Origin of the sequence: Arthrobacter sp. B2a2-09 (assembly GCF_027587375.1) — a bacterium.
In the GTDB taxonomy this organism is placed as follows: domain Bacteria; phylum Actinomycetota; class Actinomycetes; order Actinomycetales; family Micrococcaceae; genus Arthrobacter.
The window spans coordinates 50,545-64,605 of record NZ_JAMXIC010000002.1; the positions used below are offsets into that span (position 1 = coordinate 50,545).

Below are 14,061 nucleotides of genomic sequence, written 5' to 3' on the forward strand. Positions count from 1 at the left end.
ATTCATGCTGAGCTGCGAAAGGGCTTCTCAATGACGACGATCTTGCCTGATGGTTTCCTGTGGGGGGCGGCGACTGCCGCGCACCAGATTGAGGGGAACAATGTCAATAGTGATTTTTGGGACAGTGAGCAGAAGCAGCCCGGGATGGAGCGCAGCGGCGACGCTGTGGACAGCTACCACCGTTATGCGGAGGACATGGCGTTGCTGGCCGGTGCCGGGCTGAATTCGTATCGCTTCAGTATCGAGTGGGCCCGGATCGAGCCGGCACCCGGTCATATTTCCCGGGCCGAGCTTGCCCATTACCGGCGGATGATCGAGACGGCGCAGCGACTCGGGCTGACCCCGGTTGTGACCTTGCACCACTTCACCAGTCCCCGGTGGTTCGCCGAGGAGGGCGGCTGGATGGCGGACGGGGCGATCGAGCGGTTCCGTTTCTATGTGGAGGCCGTGACGGAGATCCTGCATGACGTGAAGTGGGTCCTGACCATGAACGAGCCGAACATGCTGGCCCTGATGACGACGATGGCTCGGGCAATGGAGCAGGCGCAGGGGCAGGAAGAAGAGACGGATTGGATGAGTCCCACCGTTGAGGGCGATGCCCGCCCGGTGCTGCCGGACCCGGAGGCCGATGTGGCGCGCCGGCTCGTGGAGGCGCACCACGCGGTGCGGGGCATCATCCGGGAGCGCACCGGCGCGGCGGTGGGCTGGTCGGTGGCTAACCAGGCTCTGGTCGCACGCCCCGGAGGGGAGGAGAAGCTGGCGGAGGTCCGCTACATCCGTGAGGACATTTTCCTTGAGGGTGCCCGGGGTGATGATTTCATCGGGGTGCAGTCCTACACCAGCCAGGACGTCACGGCTGAGGGGATCGTGCCCCACCCCGTCCACCCGGAGAACACGCTCGTGGGCAACGCGTACCGTCCCGATGCGTTGGGTATTGCGGTGCGCCACGCGTGGGAGGTAACCGGCGGGGTGCCGGTCATGGTGACCGAGAACGGTATCGCGACGGCCGATGACGGTCGCCGGATCGAGTACACCACGACGGCGCTGGAGCACCTCTTTGCGTGCATGGGCGAGGGCATCGATGTGCGGGGGTATCTGCACTGGAGCGCGTTGGATAACTATGAGTGGGGCCACTGGGCGCCGACGTTCGGGCTGATCGCCGTTGACCGTGAGACGTTCGAGCGCCGGCCCAAGCCGAGCCTGGCCTGGTTCGGCCAGGTCGCCCGCGACGGCGCGCTACCCACGGCCCTGACCACCAGCCGCTGAAGGGGTGACAGAGATGACATCGGCCTCTAACGGCAAGGAGCAACCGAATATTAGGTGGGCCGTTATCGGGACTGGAACGATTTCCCGGAGCGTGGTCCCCGACCTGCAATCGTGCGTTGGCGCCGATGTCGTGGTGGTGCAGAGCCGGGATGCAGAGAAGGCTGCGGCCTTCGCCGCGGAGTTCGACATCCCGGCCTCGACCGGTGAGATCGAAGCCGTGTTGGCAGACGGATCGGTTGATGCGGTCTATGTTGCCACGCCCATCGCAACACACTTTGCGATAGCGAAGCGGACGCTGCTGGCGGGCAAGCACGTGCTGGTCGAGAAGCCCATCGCGATGAATGCCGGGCAGGTGACGGAATTGTTCGAGTTGGCCGCCACCGAGGGCCGTTTCCTAATGGAGGCGATGTGGATGAAGTTCAATCCTGCCTTCACGCGGCTGCGCGAGGAGATCGCCGCCGGGCGCATCGGCGAACCGCGGGCGGTCAGGGCGGCCTTCGGGATGCCCATGCCTAAGGATGGCAGGAGCAAATGGGATCCGGCCCGCAGCGGCGGCGCACTCCTGGACCAGGGCATCTATCCAGTCACGCTTGCCCATGCCATCCTCGGGGAACCTTCGTCTCTGAGCGCGAGTGGAACCCTGAGGCCGGATGGACTGGACGTCGACGAGCACTTCACGCTGGAATTCGCCGGTGGAGGCCGCGCCTATGGCGCAGCATCGATGGCTGAGTTCGTCGAACCAACTGCCTCTGTGAGCGGCACAAGCGGTTGGATGGTGCTGCCCCCGTTCTTCTGGGCGACGACCTCGCTCGAAATCCATGCGGACACCTCGGAACGCATGCTGAGTGCGCCCGAGCGCATCGTTTATGCCCGGGAAGGCAACGGTTATGTGCCCATGCTTCGTGCCGTGACGCAGGGAATCCTGGCGGGCAATATGGAACACCCGGTCCACCCGGCATCCGACACGATCGCAGTGTTCCGCACGCTCGACGAGATACGGAAACAGCTTGGGCCGGCGGCGCGCGCCAGACGACGCCGGTGAATCAATAAGGAACATAGGGTGACGACAATGCAGCCAGGAAAACACATGATTCTCACAATCACGGGGGACGACAAGGAACCGTTGGCGGACAATCTCGACTCGGCAATCCGTGCTGCTGAACAGCTGGCAATGAGAGACGGCCGCATGGGCGTTTTGGTGACTCGTCACGGGTATGCGTACTTCACGGTTGAGACGACCACAGAGGTGCCTTTCGGTTTCACCCATGAGAAGTGCCGGATCTGAGATAACGTCCGCACTCCCTTACGTCCCACTTCGCGGCCATGGGCGTCTGGACACCACCTTGTCCTGCCACCGAGGGTCCCTCGCATGGCTAACAGCATTGACCGGCGCCTGCCACGCCTGAAGGACGTAGCGGCGCGGGCCAAGGTTCCTACCGGACGGTCTCGCGTGTCATCAACCATCCCGACGTCAGCCGGGCCACCAGGAAAACGTGCGGGCCGTTGCGGAACATGGGTGCCGGTGCAATCCTCGCGCCAGGAGCCCTGCCACCCGGCGTTCGCAGGCCATTGGTGAACTGGCGCTTAATTGCGCCAGTATGGTCCGGCCAACACCCTCTTCGTGGCATCCTCACAATTCGTTCATTCAATCCGCGCATCATCCGATCAGGTATCGGAGAGCGTCATGGACAACCAACACCGTAGACGGTGCGGGAAATGTCTTTCTGATCCCACCGACACAAAGGAGCAACATGAATCGAGCGGTTATCGTCGACGTCGTCCGCACTGCGACAGGTCGTGGGAAGCAGGGCGGGGCCCTGGCGGGAGTACATCCGGTCGATTTGTCAGCTCATGTGCTTCGCGCGCTGCTGGAGCGTAACGGACTCGAGTCAGCTCAAATCGACGACGTCCTGTGGGGTACCGTGAGTCAGGCCGGGGACCAAAGCATGAATATCGCCCGAGGTGCCGTGCTGGCTGCCGGGTTTGACGAGACCGTGCCCGCTACGACGATAGATCGACAGTGTGGTTCGAGCCAGCAGGCCGCCCACTTTGCTGCTCAGGGCGTCATGGCCGGAGCCTACGACATCGTCATCGCTGGCGGTGTGGAATCCATGAGCAGGGTTCCCCTGGGCTCGGCCTCGACGGGCGGTCAGCCCTTCTCTCCCGGCTTGCTGGCGCGCTACCCCGAAGGCCTTGTGGGCCAGGGCATCTCCGCCGAGCTTATCGCCTCGAAATGGGGCTTCGGCCGGGAGCGACTCGATGCCTTCTCGGTTGAATCACACCGCCGGGCCGCGCAAGCGATGGATGAGGGCCGGTTCGACTCTGCTGTAATTCCGGTGACCGTGAGCGATCAGGAAGGTTTAGCGTACGAACATGTGAGGGATGAGACAGTTCGCGCCGACACGACGCCGGAGGGACTAGCCGGACTTTGCCCATCGTTCTATGACCGGGAGATAGCCGGCAGATATCCCGACATCCAGTGGTCGGTAACCCCCGGGAATTCGTCACCATTGACGGATGGCGCGTCGGCGGTCCTCATCATGAGCGAGCGGCGGGCCGCGGCGCTCGGGCTTACCCCGCGCGGATACTTCCATAGCTTCGCGGTGGTTGCGGACGACCCGCTGTACATGCTTACGGGCCCAATCCCTGCGACGCGCCGCATCCTGGACCGTTCCGGTCTGGCGTTCGCAGACCTGGACGCATATGAGGTCAATGAGGCTTTCGCGTCAGTCCCGCTGGCGTGGCTGACCGAATTCGAGGCCGACCCTGATCGGCTCAACCCGTGGGGCGGAGCGATCGCACTCGGACACGCACTGGGATCATCGGGCACGCGCCTTCTCGGCACGATGCTCACCTACCTTGAGGCGACTGGCGGTCGGTACGGGTTGCAGACGATGTGCGAAGGCGGCGGCATGGCTAACGCCACTATCATCGAAAGGCTCTAGCAGCTCTGGCAAGGAAAACTTCGCCGAAGAACGACAAGCCAGCGTCCATCACCGGTAGGCATTGGGGGCGGGGCAGTCCGGCAACCCGCCGTTTGATCGCGATGAGGAGGGGCGTCTTTCTGCTCGACCTGCCCGCCTCCAAGGTCAGGAGGCCGCCGCCGGGATAGGCGGCGTTTTCGTGCCGGCAGGCGTCACACATATTTCACGGTCTCAGGGCTGTATCGCGTTGGCTGAGAAAGTCTCCCTCAACTCGCGCTTCAGGATCTTGCCGCTCGGATTTTTTGGGAGCACGTCCGCTATGAATACCTGTTTGGGCGTCTTGTATCCAGCGAGGTGTCGCCGCGCATGCTCGATGACGGCAGCGGCGGTAAGCCCGACGCCTGGACGCGCGACAACGACTGCGGTCACAGCTTCGATCCACCGAGGATGCGCGACGCCGAAGACGGCAACTTCGGCAACGCTGTCCAGGAGGTATATCGCTTCCTCCACCTCGCGGCTGGATACGTTTTCCCCGCCGGTTTTGATCATGTCCTTTTTGCGGTCGACAACCCGCAGGATGCCGTGTTTGTCGAAGACTCCCAGATCGCCGGTATGAAACCACCCGTTGCGGAACGCATCGTCTGTCTTCCCGTGGTCCTTGTAGTAGCCGAGCATGGCGTGCGGACTGCGATGCACAATCTCGCCGATTTCGCCCGGTCGAACCGGCCGGTCGCCGTCGTCTACTACTTTTGTCTCGACGTTTATCGATGGCCGGCCCGCGGCTCCCGCGAATTCCATCTGCTCTTCCGGCTTCAAGATCGTGGCGAGCGGGGACATTTCCGTCTGACCATAGAAGTTCCATAATCGTACGTTCGGGAGCCGAATCGCGATTTCACGTAAGATCTCCACGGGCATCGCAGATGCGCCGTAGTACCCCTTTCGCAGTGAGCTTAGATCGGCCGAATCGAAATGCGGACTTCGAAGAAGCGCAATCCACACGGTGGGGGGCGCGAAGAACTTCGTCACTCGATGCTGTTCGATAAGGCGCAAGAGCGTCGAGGGTTCCGGCCCTTGCGTGATGACGCTGGTGGAACCGACGTAGATGTCCGGCCCCAGAAAGCAGTCCATCTGTGCGCAGTGGTACATCGGCAGAGAGTGAAGGTCGATGTCCTCTGAGACCATCTCACCCTCGATCACGCAGGTGGCGTACTGCCAGAGGAGAGATCTGCTCGTGACAAGGACTCCCTTTGGCCGCGACTCGGTGCCACTCGTGTACATCAAACGCACTGGGTCGTCGTCGGCAACGTCGACAAGCACCGGCGTTGCGTCACCGTGCGAGGTCCATGCCGCAAACGGTTCCCACCCCTCAACGGCATTGCCGCCAAACGTAGCCCGCACCAGCGCGGGTTCCGAACAGTGCTCCAGCGCCGACGCAGCTATGACGGTCAGATCGTCTTGGACCACAAATGCCACAGCTTCGCTATGCGCGAGGATGAAGGCGATTTCTTCGGCGTTGAGCATGAAGTTGATCGGCACTAGAACCATGCCGAGTCGCGCGGTTGCGAAAGAAAGGACTGCGAACTCCCAGCAGTTGCGTGCCAGCACGGCGCAACGGTCTCCGTGGCTGAGTCCGCGTTCAGTGAGTGCATTCGAAACCCGGTTGATCGCGTCGTCGAAGTCTCTAAACGTCAGATGCATCTCGCCGTCGACGAGCGCCAATTTGTCGGGTGTTCTCTCGGCTGTGCGGCGGGGTAGGTCACCAAGGCTGTGTTGGCGGGCCATTCGTATTGCGGACTCGCTCGCCATAATCAATTGAGCTCCTGTCGCATAGGTACGGTCGAATTCGTGGAGGAATGACCGGGATGATGAGTTGGGATGGCTGCAGACGATCGCGGATGATTGTCTGTATTGCAATGCGAGGTCTCCTCGCTTCCGAAGAGTGTTCGTCGGTGTTTAGCTTCGATCGATATTGGCAGCCCACTCCACCGTGTAGTAGCCACCCCGTTGCACGTAGTCCTGCGGCAGCCATTCGCCGTTCCGGCTCCGACCTCAGGGATGGGAAGGCGCCTCCTCGAGACGGCCCGAGCTGCCCGCATGGAAGTAGGACGATTGGCCGTCGACGATATCCCGGTCCCACCGCGCCCGCGGTAGATGGATTCGTGACCGGGGCAGGATGTCAACTCGAGGCGGCCTGTGACCTTTAGCTAATAAAACCACTCCGCCAAACCGTCCGCGCTCAGTGGATGGATCTGACCTTGAAGAAGACGATCATTCCGCCGGCGAGTCCGAGCATGCCGCCGATCAGGTAGGCCAGAGTGTAGTTCTTGTAGTTTGAAGTCGCCCCTATCGAGACCAGCCCCGTTGCGATGAGCGGGGCGATGGCACTCGGGATTTTCTGGGAGAACCCCAGGATTCCAAAGTAGCGTCCCGCTTCATCCCGGTTCGGGAGGCTTTCGATGCAGATTGCCTGGTCGACAGCGAAGAAGGCCGCCATCGCGAGGCTCATGAGAATGGAGCCGACGGCGAGGACCGGGAACGATGAAGCGAAGGCCTCGACTCCGGCACCGCACGCGAACAACGCGGCACCGATCAGGACAAAGAGCCTGCGCCGGCGGAACTTGTCAGAGAGGTAGCCGCTGAGCACGGACCCGCCTGTGGCCACCCCGACACCGAGGATGCCGAGGATTGCAGTGACCCCTGCGACCGCTGCAACCGGGATGCCGAGCCGCTGCGAGTAGAAGAACGCCGAGAAAGTCGTGTTGATGAACAGGCCCGAGAAGAACAGGAAGCGGCCCATCCAGTTCCACGAGAAGTCGGGGCTCTGGCGCGGGTTGAAGACGTAGGAGCGGAAGATTTGGGGCAAGGTAAGTCGCTGAAGCTGCGTGACTGGTGCCTTGTAGTCGTCCTTTGTGAAGATCAGGAAGGTTCCAACGAAAAGGAGAGCGATGACTCCGGGGATCATGAACAACAGGAGGTTGTCCGAGGTGAACCTTGATGCGAGCAGCACACCGACTACGGGTGCGATCTGTGCGGTCAGGCCGATCAGACCAGAAACACGGCCGCGCTGGCTTTCCGGAAGAAGGTCGGCCTGGATGAAGGTGGCTGCGCCCAGGACCATGCCCAAGGAGACGGTGGCAATGACCCAGCCGATGCCGACGATGACAATCGTGGGCGCCACTGCGATGATCAAAAGACCGACCAGCCCGAGTAAAGTTCCACCGATCATGTACGGCCTTCGCCGCCCCAGCCGGCTCTGTGTGCGGTCACTGAGCATGCCGAGAAGGGGGTTCAAGATGACAACCGCAAACGAGCCGATGCTCGTGAGGAAGCCTAGGACCTCCTCGTGCCCCGGCGCCAGTTGCTGGACGCGAAGAGTTAGAGAGTATGCGCTCGGAACAAGTCCGGCCATCGCGGCTCCGAAGTACGCCAGCGCGAGCAAAACCAGATAGCCCGCCTTCAACTTTTTCTGTGGCTCGTTTGGCTCCGCGCGGGCGACGGCCGAATCGGCGACTGCGTCGGCCGACGGCCCCTCCGTCAACTCTTCGATAGGTCTGAAGGTTGGCATTGGAAGACTCCTTTGTCCTTAGTAGGTCATGGCAGCCACCTGCAGCGCTTCTTCGGCGGGAGGGGCGACACCTTTGAATTTTGTTCCGACATCAGAATGGCGGTGCTTATTGCACCCGCGGGCACTTCGTGCGGCAGACGCTGGGCCGAGGGCCCCGCGGTGCTTTTTCTTTGATGCGGATCCTGCAATCAGAGTGAACTAGAGTTTTTCCTTTGTCAAGGACCGAGAGATTGTGATAGTCGTCTCAATGAAACTGAGCTAATCTTGTGGGTCACTCGATATTGAGACTATTCTGGGCCGTATGGAAGATGAAGCTATACGACCCCGCCGGCAATACGCGAAGACTGCTGAGCGGCGGGCTGCCGTTGCGAGAGCGGCCCTGGATATCGTCCTCGAGAAAGGGCACCGGGCTTTGACAACGGCCGAGGTCGCGGCCAGGGCGAAGACCAGCGAAACCTCGATGCTTTACCACTTCCCGACGCGCGACCACATCCTCGTAGCGGCCATGGAACTGGCAGACGAGGAAAGCGGAGACAGGCTAAGCGCGGAGGCACTCTCCGACGGCGAGGGGTCAAGGGATATGGGCTGGGTGCCTGCGCGGCTGGCCCAGACGGCCATGCAGGATCAGGCCACCGTCCGGCTATTCATGGCGCTAGGGGCAGAGGCGGCGAACCCGGAACACCCCGCCCACGAGTACATGAAGCACCACAACGAGCGGGCGATCAAGGAGTTTGCCGCGATAATGAAGCGCCGGCAGTCCGAAGGGTTCGCCGACCCGGGCATCGAACCGCACTCCGCTGCGCGCCAGATGATGGCGGCATGGAGCGGCCTGCAAGGGCAGTGGCTGGTGGATCCCTCGTTCGACCTCGGTCAGGAGGTCGCCCAAGTCTTCCGCCGGCTTACCGGCCAGCCGACGATGGAAGTTCGGCAGATGATCGACGAGCTTCTCACGCGAATCTGACTCCACCACCCCCTCAGTGGACTTTGATCGAGTTCAATCGCGCCGCTCGAGCGGAAGTCTGAGCCGCGGGATCTTCCTCTCTCGATGCTCAGATCCGCGCGGGCGTGGGCCGACGGATATTCTCGCGCATCTGAATTCGGCGATCCGCTTGGTGCGAACACGTTTTGGAGGAGCAGGGCGTGAGCAGCCGGCGCCGGATGAGGATCTGGATCCCGGCCGTCCGAGGATCCTGGCCTGGAGGTGGCGTTGTCATTGCTTTCTAGCCAACGTCGCAGCGGGTCTGGGCCCGACATCAGTTCCGCCAGGCCTTCCGCCAGGCCTTCCGCCAGGCCTGCCGGCCAGGCTAGGGCTATTTCAGAGTGGTAGTGGCTGGTTTTCTACGACGTTTTTCATGACCAATGTCGAACTCAGACGCTGTACACCGGGGAGAGCGGAGAGCTGTTCATCGTAGAGTCGCTGGAAGTCTCGTATGTCGCGGGCGACTACTTGGAGCAGATAGTCGGGGTCGCCGAAGAGACGCTGTGCTCTTAGGATGTTGGCCACATTGGCGACGGCTGTTTCGAAGGCGGCGACGGTGTCGCGGTCTCCGTCGCGCATCGTGACGAAAACCAACGCCTCGAATGTGAGGCCAAGAGCCTCGGCGTCCAGTTGTGCCCGGTATCCGCTGATGGCGCCGGATTCCTCCAATGCTCGGAGTCGACGGTGGCAAGGGGACAGGCTCAGGCCTACGCGCTCAGCCAAGTCGGTCAGCGAGAGACGACCGTCCCTCTGCAGCTCGGCAAGAATCTTCCTATCCAGACTGTCCATGGGGAAAATTCTCCCTCAAAACGCTGTCTATCCCAAAGAACTTGGAAACACATTTGGGCCTGAATTTCCTAAGCTTTCCTAAAGGCCCAGACGATCTGGGATCCTTCAGTGCTAAGGAGAACACATGCCGTTCGGGACAGTGGCCGCGTTTTGGGCGGTGTCGTTTCTGTTCGTGGTGACACCAGGTGCGGACTGGGCTTACGCGATCTCGGCCGGGCTCAGACACCGGAGCGTCGTGCCGGCTGTCGCCGGGCTCCTGACCGGACACGTGGCGGCTACTGTGGTGGTCGCGGCGGGGGTGGGTGCCTTGGTCGCCGGTTCGCCCGTGGTGCTGACCGTCCTGACAGTCGTCGGGTCAGTGTACCTGGTGTGGCTGGGTCTGGGGATGTTCAGGCACCCGTCGGTCCCGCAGGCAGGTGTGGATCACGCGGAGGGCGGCTGGGCCCGGCAGGCACTGAAGGGCGCCGGGATCAGCGGCCTGAACCCCAAGGTCTTTCTCCTGTTCCTCGCGCTCTTGCCGCAGTTCACGAACCCGCATAATTCGTGGCCTGTCGCCGGGCAGATCGTGGCACTTGGACTGGTGCACGTTGCCAGTTGCGCAGTCATCTATACCGGTGTGGGGGCCGGGGCCCGAGTGGTGTTGCGGGCCCGGCCCACCGCTGCCCGCACGGTGTCCCGGTTTTCCGGGGCTGCCATGATGCTCATCGGAGTGGTCCTGCTGATGGAACAGGTACTCCACTGGAAATCGTAGGCTTGCCGAAAGCTGTTGAGCCCGCTGCCATCGTCCACAACCAAGAAGCTTTGGAGACCCTAGCCTTGCATTCAGAACTGCTCCACCGAACCTATCTGGACCTCACGACCCCTCACGTGGCCGATGCTTGCATGCGCCTCGGCATCGCGGTCCGGTGCGCCCCCGCGGGAACCGCCCCGCTCTGGACGGGAAGCCATCTGGTGGGTCGTGTTCTACCGGCCCGACACACCGGGAGCGTCGACGTTTTCCTGGAGGCGATCGACCGCGCCGAACCCGGGGATGTCCTGGTGGTGGACAACGACGGCAGGCAGGATGAAGCCTGCGTCGGGGACTTGGTGGCACTCGAAGCAAGCCGCGCCGGCCTGTCCGGGATTGCTATCTGGGGACTGCACCGCGATGCGTCCGAGCTCAGGACCATCCGGCTCCCCGTGTTCAGCCAGGGTTCCCTGCCTGTCGGGCCCCAACGCCTCGACCCCCGTCATCCCGAAGCCCAGACCTCTGCGATGGTCGGCCCGCACGAAGTGACCGCGGAAGACTTCGTCCTCGGCGATGACGATGGTGTCGTGTTTGTACCGCTGGCCCGGGCCCGGGAGGTGGCTGACGCCGCGGCCTCCATCCGGGATACGGAACGAGCGCAGGCGGCACGCATGCTGACGGGCACCCCATTCCGGAATCAGGCGCGCCTGGCGGAATACCTCGTAGCCCGGGACGCGAACCCGGACGTGACCTTCCGGCAGCACCTCCGCTCCATCGGGGGAGAGATCGAAGAGTAGGGTCAATGCCTCCTGCCGCAACTCGCAGGTGGGGAGTCAGGGATACCCGACGTCAAACCAGGCTTATTCTGCTCACCCATGCCAACACCAGAGGAGTCAACCGTGACCGTAAACGAAGAGAGTGACGGAGCCGTCACCATACTGACCATCGACCGCCCGGAGGCACACAACGCCGTGAACTCCGAAACCGCTGTCGCACTGGCGGCCGCGATCGGCAGATTCAAAAACAATGACCAGTCGCATGTGCTCGTCATCACCGGCAGTGGTCCGACTTCGTTCTGCGCCGGGGCCGACCTCAAGGACATTCCAAGCCTTCTCGGGAATGAACCGTTCTGCGACTCGGTAGGCCCGATGGGCTTCGCCAAACTCGACCCGGGCAAGGTCACCATCGCGGCCATCAACGGGTACTGCTTCGCTGGCGGTCTTGAACTCGCGGCCTGGTGTGACTTCCGCATCGCCGAGGCGCACTCGGAGTTCGGCGCACTAAACCGCCGCTGGGGTGTTCCGTTCTTCGACGGGGGCACCCAGCGGCTGCCACGAATCGTCGGGCTGGGCAACGCCCTCTGGCTCATGGAATCCGGGATCCGCATCGATGCGAACCGTGCACGTGAAATCGGATTCGTCCAAGAAACCGTCCCCACCGGCCAAGCGCTGAGCCGGGCCATTACCCTCGCCAAGCACATCGCAACCTACCCGCAGGAAAGCCTCCGTGGAGACCGTCAGTTGGTCTTGGAATCGGGCGGCTACGGACTTGCCGAAGGCCTTCCGTTGGAGGACGAAGCGCGCCGGAAGTCACTGGCAAACGAGGACATGCTCGAACGCCTCACAGCTTTTGCCAGCGGAGAACGACCCGCACCACCCCGGCCAGAAGAATGATTTTGCAGACTCCTAGTTTGAAGTCCGGCGCCGGTCTTCGCGGCGGTCCAGGTCCGACGTCGGGCATCGGGTGTCCCGGTTGACGTGCGAGGTCAGGTGAATCTCAGCCTGGCCCAGGCCTGGTGACGGGACCCGGGGCCGGATCGGTTTCAATACTAGGTTCTTCGTCTATGCAGCATGAGACATGAAACCGTGGGCCCACTGGTTCGGCCGGCCCTGGGCGGAGGTGGACTGTGTCGTGCAGGATCTGCTCTGCTCGGTCGAGGATGGCGAGGCTGAGCCCTTCGGGACGGTCCCGGAATTCGGCCTGCGCCAGAATGGTGGCACCGGCCATCAAGGCTGGGAGGTATACGTCCTGTTCGCCTACAGCGAGGGCCTGGCCGATGGCGGGCACCGTTGTGTGGCTGGCGCCCGCTGCGGCGCGCACAAGAGCGTTCAGCGGGTATACGGCACGGCACCCGGCTCGCTCCGACTTCGCTTCTTCCACGGTGTTCCTTTCCCGCCCGCCTGCCGGCAATGCTGTCCGCTGCGGGCGCAAGGCCCGGCCTCCGGACACGCTTGCCGGGACGGGTACGAACATCCATGGGGAGTGCATGCAGGGGACGTCAGGCTGCCCTTCGTCGGTCGGTCCCAGTGGCACCATGGGATCCGGCCGGTTTTGTGGTGTGTTCGCGGATTAGGCAATTCTCGTTGGGCCTGATGTCTTCCCCTGGGGTTCGAGCGCGCGGAAGCTCAGGAAGCGGCTGAGGCAGCGGCCCAGTCGCGCAGGTGGTTCAAGTGGTCGGCTCCGCTCCGCGTGGCGGTGCCGTCCCGAGTCGCGTCGAGCAGCGCACGCCGCAGGGCGATCTGGTCGACGGCGGGAGCAAATGTGTAGGTCTTGCTCCGCCCGTGGGCGGAGCTGATCACGAAGCCCCGCCCATGCAGCGCGGCCAGGTGCTGATAGATGCTGGACGGCGAGATACCCAGCGCTGCTGCAAAGGCGCCGACCGTGTCCAGCCCCTCCAGAAGGAGGGACAGGAGGTGGAGCTTGGCGGGGCTGAAAAGTAGGCTCGGGCCGAGAACGGGCGCGCCTCCTTCCTTTTCCCGATCGGAGCCGCGGCTATCCGGGACGGTTGCTCGGGTTGCTCCCCGCTGCGGCGCGACGGTGGCTTCGATCCTCTTGGAATGACCAGAGGATGTCCTCTTTGGGCTCTGTACTGCCGAGCCCTCCTGATGCCGTGAGTCCCGGAGCCGGGACGGCGCGATTGATCGGATCGGCCGGTCTTGCCGGCCCGGCTCCGGGACGCTTGGGCTCATTTCTCGTTCAGAATCCTTTCGAGGTCCTCTGGTTCAGGTGCGTGTCCGTCGTGGGCCTGCTCAAAGGCGGAGATCTCGGCTTCGAGCTCGGCCATGGCCTCGCCCCCGGCCATGAGGTCGGTGATCTCCTCGCGGGTGCGCTCGCCCTTACGGAAGTCGGCGGCCAGTGCACCGTGGATGAGGACGGCGAAGTGGTCTCCGACTTTCATCGCGTGCGTGACGTTGTGGGTCACGAGAATGACGGCAAGGCCTTGCTGGCGCGCCTGCATGATGATGCGCAGGACGTGGGTCGCCTCCTTGACGCCGAGCGCAGCGGTGGGTTCGTCAAGGATGAGTAGCTTTGCGCCGAAGTGCACGGCGCGGCCAATGGCAAGGGCCTGCCGCTCGCCGCCGGAGAGGCCGCCGACAAGGCGGTCCCCGTCGGTGATGCGGGTGATGCCGAGGCTCCGCATCTCGCGCACGGCGACCTCGCCTGCGAACTTGCGGTCGAAGCGCTTGAAGGGTCCCCACCCCTTCTTGGGCTCGGCGCCGACGAAGAAGCATCGGCCGATGCTCATCAGGGGGAAGGTCCCGCCGAACTGGTGGACCGTGGCGATCCCGCGGTCGCTGGCGTCCCGGGGGCTCTTGAACACGACACGCTCGCCCTCGACGTCCATGGTTCCCGAGGTCGGCTCGTGGAAGCCCGAGAGCACCTTGATCAGGGTGGACTTGCCGGCGCCGTTGTCTCCGAGCAGGCAGAGGACCTCACCGCGCTTGACCTCGAGGGAGATGTCGTTGAGAACCTGGGTTGAGCCGAACGACTTGCAGACGTCGGTCAGCTTCAGGAATGGGGCATTCATTTG

At 63.0% G+C, this 14,061-nt stretch carries 14 protein-coding genes; 8 read left to right on the plus strand and 6 right to left on the minus strand.

The window, feature by feature from the left end; translation table 11 throughout:
- Positions 1-30 precede the first annotated feature (30 nt).
- From NFJ07_RS02340 to NFJ07_RS02355, 4 genes are all read left to right on the plus strand, one after another.
- Positions 31-1,266: a glycoside hydrolase family 1 protein gene (locus NFJ07_RS02340; protein ID WP_269992211.1), complete on the plus strand. Its 1,236-nt coding sequence runs from the start codon at positions 31-33 to the stop codon at positions 1,264-1,266.
- A 13-nt stretch (positions 1,267-1,279) separates the two neighbouring features.
- Positions 1,280-2,308, plus strand: coding sequence for a Gfo/Idh/MocA family protein (locus tag NFJ07_RS02345; protein ID WP_269992213.1), 1,029 nt, complete (start codon positions 1,280-1,282; stop codon positions 2,306-2,308).
- Between the two features lie 45 nt (positions 2,309-2,353).
- Complete coding sequence (locus NFJ07_RS02350) at positions 2,354-2,551, plus strand: hypothetical protein (RefSeq protein WP_269992215.1); 198 nt, start codon at positions 2,354-2,356, stop codon at positions 2,549-2,551.
- Positions 2,552-3,017: 466 nt separating this feature from the next.
- Positions 3,018-4,211, plus strand: coding sequence for a thiolase family protein (locus NFJ07_RS02355; RefSeq protein ID WP_269992216.1), 1,194 nt, complete (start codon positions 3,018-3,020; stop codon positions 4,209-4,211).
- 210 nt (positions 4,212-4,421) lie between these two features.
- On the opposite strand, the gene NFJ07_RS02360 is transcribed toward NFJ07_RS02355, so the two are convergent.
- Positions 4,422-5,996 carry a fatty acyl-CoA synthetase gene (locus NFJ07_RS02360; RefSeq protein ID WP_269992663.1) on the minus strand — a complete coding sequence of 525 codons (1,575 nt, stop codon included), beginning with the start codon at positions 5,994-5,996 and terminating at the stop codon, positions 4,422-4,424.
- 430 nt (positions 5,997-6,426) lie between these two features.
- Positions 6,427-7,755, minus strand: coding sequence for an MFS transporter (locus tag NFJ07_RS02365; RefSeq protein ID WP_269992218.1), 1,329 nt, complete (start codon positions 7,753-7,755; stop codon positions 6,427-6,429).
- Between the two features lie 301 nt (positions 7,756-8,056).
- Here NFJ07_RS02365 and NFJ07_RS02370 point away from each other — a divergent pair, with 301 nt between their 5' ends.
- Positions 8,057-8,716 carry a TetR/AcrR family transcriptional regulator gene (locus NFJ07_RS02370; protein WP_269992219.1) on the plus strand — a complete coding sequence of 220 codons (660 nt, stop codon included), beginning with the start codon at positions 8,057-8,059 and terminating at the stop codon, positions 8,714-8,716.
- Between the two features lie 354 nt (positions 8,717-9,070).
- Here NFJ07_RS02370 and NFJ07_RS02375 read toward each other — a convergent pair whose 3' ends face one another.
- Positions 9,071-9,523, minus strand: a complete 453-nt coding sequence (locus NFJ07_RS02375) for an Lrp/AsnC family transcriptional regulator (RefSeq protein ID WP_269992221.1) — start codon at positions 9,521-9,523, stop codon at positions 9,071-9,073.
- 124 nt (positions 9,524-9,647) lie between these two features.
- Between NFJ07_RS02375 and NFJ07_RS02380 the strand changes: the two genes are divergently transcribed.
- The 3 genes from NFJ07_RS02380 (at position 9,648) to NFJ07_RS02390 (ending at position 11,923) form a co-directional block, all read left to right on the plus strand.
- On the plus strand, positions 9,648-10,274 hold the full coding sequence (locus tag NFJ07_RS02380; RefSeq protein WP_269992222.1) for a LysE family translocator: 627 nt from the start codon (positions 9,648-9,650) through the stop codon (positions 10,272-10,274).
- Between the two features lie 65 nt (positions 10,275-10,339).
- On the plus strand, positions 10,340-11,047 hold the full coding sequence (locus tag NFJ07_RS02385) for an RraA family protein (RefSeq protein ID WP_269992223.1): 708 nt from the start codon (positions 10,340-10,342) through the stop codon (positions 11,045-11,047).
- A gap of 102 nt (positions 11,048-11,149) precedes the next feature.
- Entirely contained in the window at positions 11,150-11,923 is a 774-nt protein-coding gene (locus tag NFJ07_RS02390) for an enoyl-CoA hydratase-related protein (protein ID WP_269992224.1), read from the plus strand.
- 103 nt (positions 11,924-12,026) lie between these two features.
- On the opposite strand, the gene NFJ07_RS02395 is transcribed toward NFJ07_RS02390, so the two are convergent.
- The 3 genes from NFJ07_RS02395 to NFJ07_RS02405 all read right to left on the minus strand — a co-directional run bounded on the left by NFJ07_RS02395 (position 12,027) and on the right by NFJ07_RS02405 (position 14,058).
- Complete coding sequence (locus tag NFJ07_RS02395) at positions 12,027-12,410, minus strand: hypothetical protein (protein ID WP_269992226.1); 384 nt, start codon at positions 12,408-12,410, stop codon at positions 12,027-12,029.
- Between the two features lie 245 nt (positions 12,411-12,655).
- A complete protein-coding gene (locus NFJ07_RS02400; RefSeq protein ID WP_269992228.1) occupies positions 12,656-13,219 on the minus strand; it encodes an ArsR/SmtB family transcription factor in 564 nt (187 codons plus the stop codon).
- Positions 13,216-14,058 carry an ATP-binding cassette domain-containing protein gene (locus NFJ07_RS02405; protein WP_269992230.1) on the minus strand — a complete coding sequence of 281 codons (843 nt, stop codon included), beginning with the start codon at positions 14,056-14,058 and terminating at the stop codon, positions 13,216-13,218. Before NFJ07_RS02405 ends, NFJ07_RS02400 begins: the two co-directional genes overlap by 4 nt.
- Positions 14,059-14,061 lie beyond the last annotated feature (3 nt).